Here is a 15,420-nt window from a genome sequence, read left to right as displayed (position 1 = left end):
GATGACTTTTGCTATTAGACTGGGAATGAATTCCCAGTCGGGTTATCTACTTACGATAAAACCAACTTTCCCCACCTGGTAACTGTATTAAAACCTCCGCTATCGCTTTCGGTAAACTTTTCGCAGAATGTTCATAAGTCAAACTTAAAAATTGACAACCTTTTGCTATCAACTGCGTTTTATCAATCATTTCCTCTAATTGAAATTGATTATATGCACCATTTAAAACCTCATCACTAGCATCAGCAATAGCTTTCTCTATAACTTCCTCTAAAATTAAATCTTCCCATTCATCAACATTAATATAATAGGATTTTTTATTTTCTTTTAAGTTGATATCTTGAATTCCTACCACTGCATTTCTAATACAAGCAGCCCAAGAATTAGTTAGCCGTTGTTCAATTTGGTTTTTAATTAGATGTATTAGTAAAATCTTTAAAAAAGACTTTATTTGTTGTATAATTGCTTTTTTACTCATCCCCTCCAACTCATCAACAATAGCTAAAGCATCGTTATAACGCTGTTCTAAGATACAACTTCTGAGGTCTATTAATTCCTGTGTCATATTTGTATTAACCTCAAATTAACTCAACTACATTTAATATAGCAAAATTCAAGAATTTATCTTCTAATTTGCTTAACATTATTCTATCCTCCTAACCATTCTTCCCTAGAAACTCCAGCCTGTCGTAACAACCTGGATAACAAACCGACACTAATATCACCCTCATGAGGGTTAGGAATAATTACAGTTAAATCACCCCGTCGTATTTGTGGATGTTTCCCACCAGCATAGGGTCCTTCAAAACCCAACTCACGCAGACGCTTTACTAAATAATTCCAAGAAACAGGAGTTAATCTAGGCATTTTATACAGATTGTGTAATTTGATTTAAATTAATATCCTCAATCACAGGAATATCTAACCCTAAACGTAAACGCAAAGCCAACCAATCACTTAACGCCTCTCTTAACTCACGCCGACAACCTTCTAAAGTTTTATAATTTGCCCATACGCCCTGTAAACCCGGAATTTCACCCCAATAAGTACCATCATCTTCAATAATTTCATAAACAGCCAATTCCATTGCTTTATCAATATAACTTGCCAGCATTATTTACTATTTCCTTAGTTTTCACCACTAGAAAAATATTCCTTATTTTATCATACAAAAACCCTAAAATTCCTATCCATAACCCAACCTAAAAATTATAAATTAACCTTTGCGCGAAATAAAAACCTCTCCTCCTCTCTGCGCCTCTGCGTCTCTGCGTGAGAAAAAAACAATCTTATAACCACTTGAAAAAAACCACATAAACAGCTACCCTGCATTAGCATCAAAAATATCATCCCCAAAACCATGAACACCCCAAAAATACCCCCCTACACCTGGAAACGTCCTATCGGTTTAGGTTGGGAAAAACCCTACACAGTTCGCTATCCCAGCAACCTCGATGATGGACCATTTCACGGAATGCCATTAGGTGGTTTTGGTGCAGGTTGTATCGGCCGTTCCTCACGCGGAGACTTCAATTTATGGCACATTGACGGAGGAGAACATACATTTAAAAATGTCCCTGCTTGTCAATTTAGCATTTTTACATCAGATAAAACCTACGCATTATCCACCCAACCCCCAGAAGATAATACATTACAAACTTGGGAATTTTACCCACCTTCTCCCCTCTCTGTGGACGGAGAGGGGTTGGGGGAGAGGTCAGGAACATATCATGCACTTTATCCCCGTAGTTGGTTTGTCTATGAAAATGTTTTTCCAGTCCAATTAACCTGTGAACAATTCTCACCCATCTGGGCTAATAATTACCAAGAAACCAGTTATCCTGTAGCGGTTTTTTTATGGACTGCATACAACCCAACTAACCGACCAATTACTATTAGCATCATGCTAACTTGGGAAAATATGGCAGGTTGGTTTACCAATGTTTTAAAATCTCCTGAAGTAAAAATTAGAGATGATGGCAGTCCTGTTTATGAATATCAACCAAAATGGGGAGAAAGTAAAAATAACTATAATTGGTTAGCAGAAGATGATAAATATTTAGGTTGTGTTTTAAGTCGAGTTACTAATAATGAAACTCCCCAAGAAGGTGATGGAACTTGGTGTATTGCTACTTTAAAAAATTCCAAAGTTGAATTATTTTATCATTCCCGTTTTAACACTGTAGGAAATGGTGAAGAAATTTGGCAGACTTTTAGTAAAGATGGTTCTTTATCTAATTATTTAGATGAAACTCCCGCAGATGAAAATACTCGTTTAGGTGCTGCTGTTGCTGTGCGTTTCACTTTACAACCAGGAGAAACTTTAGAAGTTCCTTTTGTGTTAAGTTGGGATTTTCCAGTAACAGAATTTGCAGAAGGTGTAAACTATAATCGCAGATATACAGACTTTTTTGGTTGTAGTGGTGATAACGCTTGGCCAATTGCTACTACTGCACTGAAAGAATATCATAATTGGCGATCGCAAATTCAAAACTGGCAACAACCAATTTTAAACCGAGAAGACTTACCCGACTGGTTGAAAATGTCCTTATTTAACGAACTTTACGACTTAACCAGTGGGGGAACTCTCTGGAGTGCAGCAACGGAAAAAGACCCCATCGGCCAATTTGCGGTGTTAGAATGTTTAGATTACCGTTGGTATGAAAGTTTAGACGTGCGGTTATACGGTTCTTTCGGGTTATTAATGTTATTCCCCGAACTAGAAAAAGCCGTAATGCGTGCATTTGCTAGAGCAATTCCCCAAAGTGATGATAGAACTAGAATTATCGGTTATTATCTCACCATCAACGCCGAAAGTCCCCAAGCTATCCGCAAAGTAGCAGGTGCTACACCCCACGACTTAGGCGCACCCAATGAGTGGGTATGGGAAAAAACTAATTATACCGCTTATCAAGATTGCAATTTGTGGAAAGATTTAGGTTGTGATTTTGTATTGCAAGTATACCGCGATTTTCTGTTTACCGGTGCAAATGATATTGAGTTTTTAGCAGAATGTTGGGATGCGATTGTGCAAACTCTCGATTATGTGAAAAAATTTGATTTAGATGGAGATGGTATACCAGAAAATTCTGGCGCTCCTGATCAAACTTTTGATGATTGGCGGTTAAATGGTGTTAGTGCTTATTGTGGTGGTTTGTGGTTAGCAGCTTTGGAAAGTGCGATCGCCATTTGTGATATTCTCAAAGATCATAAAAACACAATTTCGCAAAAATCAATCTATCAAACTTGGTTAAATCAATCAAAAGCAATTTATCAAGAAAAGCTTTGGAATGGTAAATATTACCGTTTGGATAGTGAAAGTGGTTCTAATGTGGTGATGGCTGATCAGTTATGTGGGCAATTCTACGCTCGTTTACTCAATTTACCAGATATTGTACCCACTGATAACGCCCTTTCTTCTCTCACAACTATATATAATGCTTGTTTTTTAAAGTTCCAAAATGGAAAATTTGGCGCTGCAAACGGTGTTCTTCCCGATGGTTCACCGGAAAACCCCAACGCTACCCATCCCCTAGAAGTTTGGACAGGTATTAATTTTGGTTTAGCTGCATTTTTGCTACAGATGGGAATGAAAAATGAAGGTTTGCGTATAACTGAAGCGGTGGTTAAACAAGTTTATGAAAACGGTTTACAGTTCCGCACCCCGGAAGCTATTACCGCAGCAGGTACTTTTCGCGCTAGTACATATCTGCGTCCAATGGCTATCTGGGCAGTGTATCTTTGTTTTAAATAATGTATAAGAGGGAATTGGGAATAGGTGACAGGTGACAGTAAGAAGATCATAGGAATTGAGAAAGAAGAAGGAAGAATTTATTTCCCTCCCCATCACCCCACCTCCCCATATCCTTTGGTAACATTTCGCTCAAGCACTTATTCAGAACTTTACGTAAAAATTTTAGATTTTTTTAAGATTTGTCGTAAATAAACATCTTTTATAGTTAAAAAATGTATCAGCAGAAATGTGATTTTATTTTCTGGTTATTTCCGGAATGCTGAGAAAAAAACAGTAATAGTAATAGTTGAAAGTTCTCAACCCCTATACCCATGTTTGAAAATACGCCCTGAACACCTGTTTCATCAAAGAAAGCCTATAAATGATACAATTTGTTATCAGAATGCGGGCATTTTTGTACAAAAGAATATATAAATACGAATACTTCAAAATTAACTTTGAAGCATCCAAAAACCACTTAAAACTTATCTCCAGGAACATGGAAAAAATGAACATTCAATATAAAAACCGTAAAACCTACCTCACCCTGATAGAATTAGTTGACATCCAGAATATAAAAGTTACTCCAATGTCAGATGCAATGAGGTTTTGCGGTTAATTGTGTTGTTTAACGTTGACTGAAAACCAGCCAGATAGTACAAAATTTAGTACAAAACAAAATCTAGGTCTATGTAGGGTCAGCAAAAGCAGCAGCAACGATTTTGATTGTTTCAGGTTCACAACCAACAGCACCGTTACTCATAGAAAAGAGTTCCAGTGCTAGGGATTTATATTATAGCTCTTTAGTTTCTGATTGGCAAGTAAAAACCAATGTGAATTACTGCCCAAATCTCAAAATTTGTATATCACCAAATTCACCTACTGAATTACATAAGTATCAATTTTTCAGAATCTCTAAAACACAAACTCATCATAATTAACGATTTACATTTACACATAATAAAATTGACATGATAATTTTTCTCCCTAGCAACTTAGTTACTTGACTTCACAAAAACTCAAAATTTTCTGGCAATAAATTCACAATTCTCTGATGACGCTTAATTTATATTGAGCGGTTAAATTACATGATTAAATGCAGGTTTAATATATTACTTTTTCTCTTAACACACCCGCTTATGGGTGTTTTTTTATGTGTAACTTTGTGTGATAAAGACGATAAATGTAGTATATCATAAAATAGTATCAACAATAACTTAATTTTTAGAAGATCGGACTTATTGATATACAATTATTACTATGTATTTACCAGCCGCCATTAAGAATAAGTGTAGCCCTAATGATTCTCCCATCAGATATAAAAGAAAAACATATAACAATATATAATCACTAAACTTCTAGAGTGAAATTTATGAAAAATCCGGTATTGTTTTTTGGCAAAATTCTCTATAATGCTTAATTTATAAAGGTTTTTGAATTTAGTTAATAGTAAGAATTGGCAGAAAATTCAAGATAATCAACTTTGATAACCTCATAAAATGAGGGGTGTTACCCCCCATTTTTTGGACAAAAATGGGACAAAAGTGAAAGTTGCACATTGCCTAAATGAACATTCTGAGATATTCAGTAAATTTAACTTATAAGACTGCCAAAGTGGCAGATGACATTAGCGAAAAAAAATAGTATAAATACGAATGTAGCTTTTAAGAAGGCAATATGAATGATCTTCTTGGCTGACTAGAAAATTATGAAACTTTACTGAAAAGACTTAATAATTTTCGGCGGCTAGTTATACAATAATATTCAGGGAACATCTATTGAATTACAGCTTGTGGAATTTTTAGAAGACACAACTGCATCTACTAAACCCGCTGAATTACAGAAAGATGGTAAATTTTATTCTTTCTTTCACGAGTCAGCAAAAATCACAGAACACAAGTAACCAATAGCAGTTGCTTTCACCAGCAACCAAAGCGACGAGGTTACAAAACTGTACAACAGGGTCAATACAGCAAAGCAGCAAACAGACTTGATTAAAAACAGTCAGGTTTTCAATCACAGGTCAGGTCATGAAACAAATCATCAGGTCAAATGCAGTCGAAACACTAAGCCCACGACGTAATTTAGGGATACAACGCTCTGATTTACATTTTCGTCAGGCATCCGGGGAAAGTCTCGTACTTTCACCAACGGTAAATTTATCAGTCCTACCCCAAAGTAGTGACGTATTAATTAAAAATAAAAGCAACAAGTCAACATCTTGGGAGAATAAAGCACTTTCAGCCTTTGTTGATGTAGTTTGGGAGAAGAAATTAGATTTTTTACCCAGAGTTGTGATGTGGGAGTGTATAGGCAAGATAGCAAAAGTCAGTAACATCCCAGGAAAGCAAATCAAAACGCAAATCACAACTTTAATAACTAAGACACTGGGGAAGATGAAAGCTAGAGCAGAACAAGCAACCCCAAGCAGCTTAGTTTTGAAAGTTAGTTTATGGAAGTTGCTCCCAAACCTACAGACAACGAACCAGTTAGCAGTAAAAATTGCCAAAACTAAAACTTTGCTTCACAGTATCTGGATGCAGCGAACACAACAGAGCAGTTTTAGGAATAGCTTTTTTGCTCTTAATTACGGGAACTGCTGAGAAGTTGTAAAATTTCTGGATGTGCCTGTGGAAAAGGTGAATCTATATTTTTCAACATTTGCTACTGGTCTATTACCAATATATTCCTGTAATTAATTCAACAACTGTTTCACAAATAGTCATCAACCAAACCAAAATTACTGGGTGAAGGTACGCATAGGGAAGATTCAACAATGGATAATTAAAAATGGAAAATTGACAATTACCTCTCCTAGAAGTGAGAGGATAGGGAAATAGGAAAATTTTTCTTTTTTCTCCTGAAAACAAAAGGTTTTCAACCGTATGGCTATAGCTTGCGTGACGACGTAGGAGTCATACGCCACGCTACGCTATCGGCTGACGCTCACGGCGGAAGCCTTGAATAAAACAATTGTCAATTATCAATTATCAATTGATAACAATTATCTTCCTGCGATCAACTGGTAAATGTTGGTGTGGTGAACTGATATTGCAGTTTGTGTATTGCAGTTGTAAATAGCACTTGACAATAAAACACGAAGAAACTCGACAATTTACCTCATTGAAATAAAACTCAAACGTACTATGAATCAAGACATTGCTGGAAATAGTGGACTCCCTGACAAAAAAATCAATCCCGAACAGTTTGACCAAGTAATAGAAGCAATTCTCGCTGGTAAGTATTCTTGGGCTTGTGTGTTAATGTTGCGGTTTGTTGGTTACAATCCTTTGCATTACATTCCTTACCGTACTTATAACCGACTACTCAAAGAAAACTCTCGCAATAGTCGCTCAAACCCTCAACAGAATGAAAATTTGAAAATTGCTCCATCACCAACAGAGAAAAGGTCAGAGAGTCATTTAACACCTAGCAGCTTAAGCAAGAAAATTAAAGATTTAGCTTATCTGGAAGTTGGGGGTAAGCAAAAAGCAGAAGTCCGTAATAGCCACAGGGAGAAGAAACCGGCATAACCAAAAATCATGATAGTTGATAATTTCAGAACCAAAGTTCAAGGAGTCAGGAGCTATTTATTTTGGATTTTGGATTTTGGATTATTGATTTTTGTCAACTCCAATCTAAAATCTAAAATCTAAAATCTAAAATCTAAAATCTAAAATTTTTCTCCCCAGTCCCCTATTACCTGTTCTTGGGAAATATGGCTAAATCGGTTTCTGGATCAAAAAAGTGGAGTTTTTCAGAAACTAATGATAACCAAAGTTGCTCACCCAAACTGATAAATCTATCTGGAGGAACTCGTACTTGTAAAGTTTGACCATCTGTATTTGGTAAATCAGGGTCATATATTCTTACAGCAAGAAAACTATCGTTTCCTAAATTCTCTACTAAATCTACTTTAACTGGTAAATTTTTGGTAGCTGGTACACTTAACATTAAGTGTTCTGGACGAATACCTAAAATTACAGTTTGTCCATCGTATTTTTGTAATGCTTTTCCCCATACATCTGGGAGGGTAAAGCGAAAATTAGCATGGGTAATTAATAAAGGTGCATGAAATTCTACCGGAATAAAATTCATTGGTGGTGAACCAATAAATTCAGCTACAAAGCGGTTAGCAGGATAATTATATAGTTCTAAAGGAGGGGCAACTTGTTGAATTTGTCCCCCAGACATGATGGCAATGCGATCGCCCATTGTCATAGCTTCAGTTTGATCATGGGTTACATAAATCGTTGTTGTTCCCAACTGACGCTGTAATTTAACAATTTGGGCGCGAGTTTCTGCCCGTAATTTAGCATCTAAGTTAGATAATGGTTCATCCATTAAAAATACTTGAGGATTCCGAGCGATCGCTCTCCCTAATGCTACCCTTTGTCTTTGTCCTCCAGATAACTGTTTAGGTAGGCGATTTAATAAATTTTCAATTTGTAATAATTGGGCAACATTCAGCACTTGTTGTTCTATTGTGCGTTCTTTTGGAGAAAGATAACGCAGTCCTTTGGGTAGTTTTTTAGTCACTCCCACAAGTAGATTTTCTCCCCATGTACGAAAATTACGGGTAGAAATTGTTTCACCATTTCCCAACCGACGACGTAACCCAAAGGCGATGTTGTCATAAACACTCATGTGGGGATAGAGGGCGTAATTTTGGAACACCATTGCAATGTCTCGCGCTTTGGGGGGTAAGTCATTAATTAGGCGAAGCCCTGCGGGCGCGCTGGCGCTATCGCCCACCCAAATATTACCCCCAGTCATCACCTCTAACCCTGCTATTAGCCGCAGCAAGGTACTTTTACCGCAACCAGACGGTCCCACCAACACCATAAATTCACCATCAGCAATGGTTAAATTAATGCGTCTGAGGACATTAATACTATCTGCACCCTCTTTTTCTGGTAATGACTGCTGTGTCTTCACACTTTCCCCCTTCCGGGGAGGGAAACTTTTATAAACGTTTTCTAATACAACTTGTGCCACAGTTCTCAATTGGTAATTGGTAATGGGTAATTGGTAATGGGTAATTGGTAATGGGTAATTGGTAATGGGTAATTGGTAATGGGTAATTGGTAATACAATTTTGGATTTTGGATTTTGGATTGTTTTTGTCAATTCCAATCTAAAATCTAAAATCTAAAATTTTCTTCCCCAGTCCCCAGTTCCCAGTTACCTTTACGCCAAGTGCATAAAAATCATCTTTAACAATTCAGCACGAGTAAAAGGTTTAGTTAAATAACCAGAAGCTCCTACCATTCTTGCTTTCACCTTATCAATAATTCCCTTACTACCAGTCACAAAAATAATGGGAATTTCCTTAAACATGGAATTATTGCGAATAATGCGGCATAACTCATAACCGTCAATTCCCGCCATATTCAGATCCAATAAAATCAAATCAGGTTTATGTCTAATAATAGACATCACTGCTTTAATGGGATCATTAATGGTTACTACAGCAACATTTTCATCTTCCAAACAACGGCTGATTTCTTTGAGAATTGTGGGACTATCATCTACAGAAATAATTTTGTAAGGCTTTTTAGCGGTAGTGCGAGCGTTTACCTTTTCTCCATCGGTTGGTATGTTATTGGGTATGGTTGATAGCCCAAGTTTTTCTTTTGGTAGAGCAGAAACTTGAGTTATAGATCCTTCACCTGAAATAGTATCAGCAATAATATATGGTGATGCTTCTATCTGAAATGATTTTCCATTAATTCTGAGTGTGCTGTATTTAGGAGCGAATGAAAAATCTTCCAAGATTTTAGGCAGTTTATCAAATGGAGGGTCCGGTTCATGCAAAATAATCGAACCCTGAAGGATATGCGGGTATAAAGTTCGAGCCAGTTCCACTTCATCGAGATTCATAATTACTGCCAAATGACGCAGGCTAAAACCCTTCATCCAGGTAGTGATATTTTGCTGTAATTCTGGTAATTGTTTGTCATAAAATTTACTGTTAATCAACAGGTATGGACGCTGATAAGGAGAAGAGATTTGAGGAGCGAAAGACTGCAAATTTTGCAACCGATTTTTGCAGTGTTCCATAATACTATCAACATCAAGTTTGCAAATTTTCGGTAGACTATTAACTGCTGCTGTTAATTCAAACGTGCCTTCTCTAATCAGCAAAAATGATTCGATTACCTCTTTTACTAACTCTTGAATCAGTAACGCAGCTTGGTGAGAGAGCAAATGTTTTTCATTCACCAACCAATAAATAGCTTGATATTCCGGCGGTTGTTGGTGTTCATCATCACTACGTTCAATTAACTGAGTTTGCCAGTCAGGTTCAAACATCATGCGTAATTGTACACGAATTTCATTACTCAGTAGGGGAATTTGCTGACTCAGACGACGTATATGCCGTTCCAGTCTATCAAAGGGTTCTACTGAATGAGTGGCATAGATAATTTTGCCTTGGTCTAAGTATATTGACCATAGCACTGAATTATTTAAAACTTGTAAACAAGTAGTGTCAGAAGAATTGCTTAACTGTCTTAATAAACGTTTAGGAGATAGTTTGGTAAATGTGCCAATATTATTCATATTTTTACAGTTTTTAAAGAAAAATTGCTTTACTATTGATTGAGTCTGGAGCAATAATGAATTTCTGGATTAGGTGAAATATGTCTCAATACTGCTCGGTCAAGAAATGGGAATTAGTAAGTTGGTTTGGGTCAAAGGTAAAGGTTTTTCTCCCTTCACTTATTTTCATATTTCTCTATCAACCAACTAATTGATGATGAAACATCATAAATCTACCTCCAGCTATATCAATTACTCCTCCGTGAGTTACATAATAATACTAGACTGTCAAATATTTTCCTATTTTCCAGAAGAGTAAAACTTTCTGTTCTCATTATTACAGGGTACACATTTTCCCATTGCGGTATTAACTGTGTTTCCTGATTGGTTGATAATTAGCAAATTTTCCACATAAAATCTTTAAATTTTTATCTCTTAGAAATGTATATATTGAATATTATATTCTTAATGATTTGGATATAAATGATAGATAGGTTATCTACCCAAAAATAATGTTTCTCCTTCTTGATTAATTAGCTTTAACTAAAGTATATGGTGATTCAAGTTTCCTGAAATAGATAATTTGATCGGAATAATTTGCATGGATGAATTTTTATCCATCTACCGCAAAATACCATACTTGTAGTCGTACTAGTCTGGGAGACTATGATACTTTGAGGAAAGGAAAGTAACGCTTTGGACTATAACATAACACAAAAGGTTATGCTGGATACATTAAAACTAGATGAAGTTGTAGAATTTGCAGAAAACCCAGAACCACGTTGTCCGTGCGTGCTATTGCTAGACACATCTGGCTCCATGCAAGGAGAAAGGATTGAGGCTTTAAATCAAGGCCTACTGAGTTTTAAGGATGAGCTACTAAAAAATTCATTGGCAGCTAGAAGGGTAGAGGTAGCAATTGTTACTTTTGATAGTCATGTCAATGTTGTGCAGGACTTTGTAACCGCAGACCAATTCAACCCACCTATTCTAACAGCCCAGGGACTAACGACAATGGGGGCGGGAATTAATAAATCGTTAGAAATAATTCAAGAACGCAAATCTCAGTATCGTGCCAATGGCATTGCTTACTACCGTCCTTGGGTATTTATGATTACAGATGGTGAGCCACAAGGTGAGCTAGATGATGTTATAGAACAAGCAGTACAGAGGCTGCAAGGAGATGAGGCGAATAAACGTGTTGCCTTTTTTACGGTAGGAGTAGAAAATGCTAACATGAACCGTTTAAGTCAAATAGCTGTACGTACTCCCCTGAAGCTTAAAGGGTTAAACTTTATTGAAATGTTTGTTTGGCTTTCAGCAAGTATGTCAGCGGTTTCCCATTCCAAAGTAGACGAGCAAGTAGCACTACCACCAATCGGTTGGGGGTCTGTTTAACAGTTATCAGTTATCAGTTAGCAGTTATAGCAACAACTCAGGTGGTAGTTCACGAACTGATAGCGCAGCATGGCGTAAGCCATTGACAAAACTAATATACAAGCAGACTTTCCACTCTGTCACCTGTCACCTGTCACCTATCACCTATCACCTATCACCTGCTATAGCTGTGAGAAAAAATTTATGAACACACCAAAACAGATTCCTCAATGGCGAATAGTAGCCGCTTCGGTATGTGGAACTAGCCACATTAAAAACCAGCAGTTATGTCAGGATGCTCACCATTGGCAGATATTGCCAAATAATGTCTTAGTGACAGCAGCAGCAGATGGGGCTGGTTCAGCAACTTTGGGAAAAGTGGGAGCGATGATTGCTGTAGAAACAGCAATAGAACATATTTCAAATTGCGAAATTACTCACAGCACCTTTACTGAGGATACTCTTTTGCGTAATTTGTTAACTGATGCCATGTTAGCTGCTAAAAAAGCAGTAGAAGATGAGGCAGTGGCCTGCAAACATCAGTCATCAGATTTAGCAACTACCTTAATTATTGCGATCGCCACACCAAAAGTTGCAGCAGTAGCCCAAATCGGTGATGGTTTAGCTGTAGCCAAGGATAGTACAGGTAACTTACAGGCGCTGACAATCCCTAACAGGGGTGAATACATTAACGAAACCACATTTTTGACTTCACCTGATGCCTTAACTACAACCCAGATAAAAATTTTGCGTCAGCACATAGTTAATATCGGCGTTCTCACTGATGGACTACAAATGCTGGCTTTGAATATGCTTGTTGGTGAACCCCACAAACCATTCTTTTTTCCTTTGTTTGACTTTGTAGCCAATGCTGAAGATAAGGTCGTTGCCAAAGAGCAACTAGTCAAATTTTTATGCTCTGAAAGAATTACGAAGCGTACTGATGATGATTTGACTCTGATCATCGCAGCACTAAGCAATTCATAAACAATGTTTATTGGGTAGGGTTGATAGTCCAGACTGTCAGTTTCAAGTTCAGCGTTTTTTAAATTCCTCATTCCGTATTGACGACCGATCAGGTCGTCTGTACTTCAATCCCCAGTCCCTTTCCATAACCACTGTTAACAGTCATTTCACTATGCAGGTACTTCGTTCTCTTGGGCAGCAAGAAATTCTCAATCTCACGGTCAATTTGGGACGTGGGGGTGAAGCTTGTGTCTACGCCGTGCCATCAGATGAAAATTTAGTGGCCAAAATTTATCACAAGCCCATTCTGACCCATGCTCACAAACTTCAGGCCATGATTGCCAACCCCCCAGAAAATCCAACAGCTAATTTGGGGCATATTTCTATTGCTTGGCCACAGGAGTTGTTAGAAGCTGAGGATGGTAGTGGTAGTATCGTCGGCTTTTTAATGCCCCGAATTCGGGGGATGCGTCCGATCATGGACTTTTATCATCCGGGAACCCGCCGCCTAAATTGTCCTTTATTTAATTATCAGTATTTACTTAGGACTGCTCGTAATTTGGCCGCAGCTTTTGCAGCTTTACACGCGAGTCAGTATTGCATTGGTGATGTTAATGAGTCAAATATTTTAGTTAGTGATACTGCCTTAGTGACTTTGGTAGATACAGACTCATTTCAAGTTCGTGATCCAGCGCAAAATATTGTTTATCGTTGTGCAGTCGGTAAACCAGAGTATACCCCCCCAGAGCTACAGAATAAAACTTTTGCTGACTATGATCGGGAAATTTACCATGATTTATTTGGGTTAGGGGTGCTGATATTTCAATTATTAATGGAAGGTACTCACCCATTTTCCGGGATTTTTCAAGGTCAGTTTGATCCACCAACTTACGAAGTCCGAATCGTTGCTGGTCATTTTACTTATAGTCAAAGGCAACAAGTTCCCTATTTACCTACCCCCATAGCACCTGCTTGGGAAATGCTCGCTCCCGGTTTACGGGATTTGTTTGTGCGTTGTTTTGAGGATGGGCATCACAACCCTCACTTGCGTCCTGCTGCTCAAACTTGGTTGTCAGTTTTAACCACCGCTGAAGAGAGTCTTGTTACTTGTACTGCTAACCCCCAGCATCGCTACCATAATCATCTCGACAAGTGTCCTTGGTGTGAACGTGCGGCGCGTTTAGGTGGACGTGATCCTTTTCCATCACTGGAGGCGATCGCTTCTAAAGAACATCTCAAACCCCGGCGAAAATCTAAAAAGCGCCACACACAAAATCCTGGTTTACGCCGACCTGTGATTTCTGCATCACCGCTACATCATTGGCAACCAGTCTTTACCCAAAATTTTTCTATTTATCAACCTCCCAAGACTACTCAAAAGTCAAGGTTTTATACTATTATGTTTAGCCTCTTGGGTTTGGGTTTATTGGGGTATTTGGACTTAATGATTAAATTTACTCGTCCATTTGTTTCCCAAAATCCTTACACTCAACAAAGCTTGATTTCTCGCCCAGAAAATAATCATCCTCAAGAGGAAAATCTTTCTTATTTAGATTACTATGATCGTGGTAATGCTGCTTATCGACAACAAGACTATGAGCAAGCAATTGAAAATTTTACCCAAGGTATCAAAAAAAATCCTAATTTTTCTAGATTGTATATCCATAGGGGTAATTCTCGCTACAATCTGAATGATTATGAAGGAGCATTGGCAGATTATAACCAAGCCCTAAAGATTAATCCCCAGGAAGTTAAAGCATTTGTAAATCGGGGCAATGCCTACTATATGCTGGCCGAGTATAGTAATGATCCTGACCAAGAGTATCAGAAAGCTATCCAAAACTTTAATCAAGCTATCAACATCAATAACCGTGATACGGAAGCGTATATTAGACGGGGTATTGTCCGTTCTCAAATAGCTAAATATAGCAATGATTTTCAACAAGAATATCAAAAATCAATTGCTGATTTTACAGAGGCAATTCAACTGAATGCTTCCCAAGCAGAAGCTTACTTCCATCGCGGTCTGGCTCGTTATCAATTTGCCCAATATACTAATAATTATGCCCAAGAATATAAACAAGCGATCGCAGATTTTAATCAAGCATTAAATATTAACCCCCAGATGGCTAAAGTTTACCTTAAACGGGGAATGGTTTATTATGAATTAGCTCAATACGGGGAAAGTAAAGTTGAAGAAAATCATGCACAAGCCATTGAAGATTTAGAAAAATCTGCTCAAATTTACCTGGAACAAGAGGACATGGATAACTATCAGCAAGCCCTGAGTAACATTTGCGTAATAGTAGCTAAAAAATGTGATGCTTTATTCCAAAGCTCAATTATTTTTGACCCAATTGATCGCTAAAATTTTCTTCCAAAATAAGAGATTTTTACTCCTGACTCCTAACTCCTGTAGGGGTTTAAGTAGCTAATCAGAAAAAAACAAATTAGGCTAGGTGACAGGTGACAGGTGACAGTTTCAAGAGTTGGATAGGAACGATTTTTTCTTTAAGTAGGAATTAAGTGCAAGGTTTTTCAGTTGCCACCTCATAAAAGCTTGCACTTTTTGAAAGTCAAACTAGCTAAAACCCTTTACCTGTAAAGTTTTCGGATTTATATGGCTAACGCCACGCTACGCTATCAGCAAACCCTACTTAGCACTGCTAAACCCCTACAGACTCCTGACTTTTGTGATACTAGCGTTTTTTTGTTTCTTAACAAGAAATCATACTTCTGGAGGTAGACAATGTTTGATGCTAGTTATTTTATATTAGTTGATTTTTGGGATTGTATAAAAC

The 15,420-nt window shown here is 37.5% G+C and carries 11 protein-coding genes and 1 pseudogene; 6 read left to right on the top strand and 6 right to left on the bottom strand.

What is annotated here, in order from left to right; translation table 11 throughout:
• Positions 1-46: 46 nt before the first annotated feature.
• The 3 genes from IQ237_RS15965 to IQ237_RS15955 all read right to left on the bottom strand — a co-directional run bounded on the left by IQ237_RS15965 (position 47) and on the right by IQ237_RS15955 (position 1,114).
• Complete coding sequence (locus tag IQ237_RS15965) at positions 47-565, bottom strand: DUF29 family protein (protein WP_194056830.1); 519 nt, start codon at positions 563-565, stop codon at positions 47-49.
• A gap of 83 nt (positions 566-648) precedes the next feature.
• Positions 649-867, bottom strand: coding sequence for a type II toxin-antitoxin system HicA family toxin (locus tag IQ237_RS15960; protein ID WP_194056828.1), 219 nt, complete (start codon positions 865-867; stop codon positions 649-651).
• Position 868: 1 nt separating this feature from the next.
• Positions 869-1,114: a type II toxin-antitoxin system HicB family antitoxin gene (locus IQ237_RS15955; RefSeq protein ID WP_096570731.1), complete on the bottom strand. Its 246-nt coding sequence runs from the start codon at positions 1,112-1,114 to the stop codon at positions 869-871.
• 246 nt (positions 1,115-1,360) lie between these two features.
• On the opposite strand from IQ237_RS15955, the gene IQ237_RS15950 reads away from it, so the two are divergent.
• From IQ237_RS15950 to IQ237_RS15940, 3 genes are all read left to right on the top strand, one after another.
• Positions 1,361-3,754 (top strand): GH116 family glycosyl hydrolase, encoded by a 2,394-nt coding sequence (locus tag IQ237_RS15950; RefSeq protein ID WP_194056827.1) that lies wholly within the window; start codon positions 1,361-1,363, stop codon positions 3,752-3,754.
• 2,009 nt (positions 3,755-5,763) lie between these two features.
• A complete protein-coding gene (locus IQ237_RS15945; protein ID WP_194056825.1) occupies positions 5,764-6,336 on the top strand; it encodes a hypothetical protein in 573 nt (190 codons plus the stop codon).
• A gap of 543 nt (positions 6,337-6,879) precedes the next feature.
• Positions 6,880-7,266, top strand: coding sequence for a HetP family heterocyst commitment protein (locus IQ237_RS15940; protein WP_194056823.1), 387 nt, complete (start codon positions 6,880-6,882; stop codon positions 7,264-7,266).
• Positions 7,267-7,432: 166 nt separating this feature from the next.
• Here the strand turns inward: IQ237_RS15940 and IQ237_RS27050 are convergent, their stop codons facing one another.
• The 3 genes and pseudogenes from IQ237_RS27050 to IQ237_RS15930 all read right to left on the bottom strand — a co-directional run bounded on the left by IQ237_RS27050 (position 7,433) and on the right by IQ237_RS15930 (position 10,297).
• Positions 7,433-7,831, bottom strand: coding sequence for a TOBE domain-containing protein (locus IQ237_RS27050; RefSeq protein WP_375539908.1), 399 nt, complete (start codon positions 7,829-7,831; stop codon positions 7,433-7,435).
• 243 nt (positions 7,832-8,074) lie between these two features.
• Positions 8,075-8,671, bottom strand: a pseudogene (locus IQ237_RS27045) (ABC transporter ATP-binding protein); the annotation flags it as partial.
• 252 nt (positions 8,672-8,923) lie between these two features.
• Positions 8,924-10,297, bottom strand: coding sequence for a response regulator (locus IQ237_RS15930; protein WP_194056821.1), 1,374 nt, complete (start codon positions 10,295-10,297; stop codon positions 8,924-8,926).
• A gap of 702 nt (positions 10,298-10,999) precedes the next feature.
• Between IQ237_RS15930 and IQ237_RS15925 the strand changes: the two genes are divergently transcribed.
• The 3 genes from IQ237_RS15925 to IQ237_RS15915 all read left to right on the top strand — a co-directional run bounded on the left by IQ237_RS15925 (position 11,000) and on the right by IQ237_RS15915 (position 14,987).
• Positions 11,000-11,674 carry a VWA domain-containing protein gene (locus IQ237_RS15925; protein WP_194056819.1) on the top strand — a complete coding sequence of 225 codons (675 nt, stop codon included), beginning with the start codon at positions 11,000-11,002 and terminating at the stop codon, positions 11,672-11,674.
• 183 nt (positions 11,675-11,857) lie between these two features.
• On the top strand, positions 11,858-12,640 hold the full coding sequence (locus tag IQ237_RS15920) for a PP2C family serine/threonine-protein phosphatase (protein ID WP_194056817.1): 783 nt from the start codon (positions 11,858-11,860) through the stop codon (positions 12,638-12,640).
• A 151-nt stretch (positions 12,641-12,791) separates the two neighbouring features.
• On the top strand, positions 12,792-14,987 hold the full coding sequence (locus IQ237_RS15915) for a tetratricopeptide repeat protein (RefSeq protein ID WP_194056815.1): 2,196 nt from the start codon (positions 12,792-12,794) through the stop codon (positions 14,985-14,987).
• The last annotated feature ends 433 nt before the right edge of the window (positions 14,988-15,420 follow it).

The organism is Sphaerospermopsis sp. LEGE 08334 (assembly GCF_015207205.1).
GTDB lineage: Bacteria > Cyanobacteriota > Cyanobacteriia > Cyanobacteriales > Nostocaceae > Sphaerospermopsis.
Note: the sequence above shows the minus strand (reverse complement) of the source record. Positions and strands in the feature narration are given on the sequence as shown.

Excerpts from the sequence above, each read along its gene's own strand:
- IQ237_RS15965 (WP_194056830.1), bottom strand. The coding sequence starts at position 565 with ATGACACAGGAATTAATAGACCTCAGAAGTTGTATCTTAGAACAGCGT.
- IQ237_RS15960 (WP_194056828.1), bottom strand. The coding sequence starts at position 867 with ATGCCTAGATTAACTCCTGTTTCTTGGAATTATTTAGTAAAGCGTCTG.
- IQ237_RS15955 (WP_096570731.1), bottom strand. The coding sequence starts at position 1,114 with ATGCTGGCAAGTTATATTGATAAAGCAATGGAATTGGCTGTTTATGAA.
- IQ237_RS15950 (WP_194056827.1), top strand. The coding sequence starts at position 1,361 with ATGAACACCCCAAAAATACCCCCCTACACCTGGAAACGTCCTATCGGT.
- IQ237_RS15945 (WP_194056825.1), top strand. The coding sequence starts at position 5,764 with ATGAAACAAATCATCAGGTCAAATGCAGTCGAAACACTAAGCCCACGA.
- IQ237_RS15940 (WP_194056823.1), top strand. The coding sequence starts at position 6,880 with ATGAATCAAGACATTGCTGGAAATAGTGGACTCCCTGACAAAAAAATC.
- IQ237_RS27050 (WP_375539908.1), bottom strand. The coding sequence starts at position 7,831 with ATGAATTTTATTCCGGTAGAATTTCATGCACCTTTATTAATTACCCAT.
- IQ237_RS15930 (WP_194056821.1), bottom strand. The coding sequence starts at position 10,297 with ATGAATAATATTGGCACATTTACCAAACTATCTCCTAAACGTTTATTA.
- IQ237_RS15925 (WP_194056819.1), top strand. The coding sequence starts at position 11,000 with ATGCTGGATACATTAAAACTAGATGAAGTTGTAGAATTTGCAGAAAAC.
- IQ237_RS15920 (WP_194056817.1), top strand. The coding sequence starts at position 11,858 with ATGAACACACCAAAACAGATTCCTCAATGGCGAATAGTAGCCGCTTCG.
- IQ237_RS15915 (WP_194056815.1), top strand. The coding sequence starts at position 12,792 with ATGCAGGTACTTCGTTCTCTTGGGCAGCAAGAAATTCTCAATCTCACG.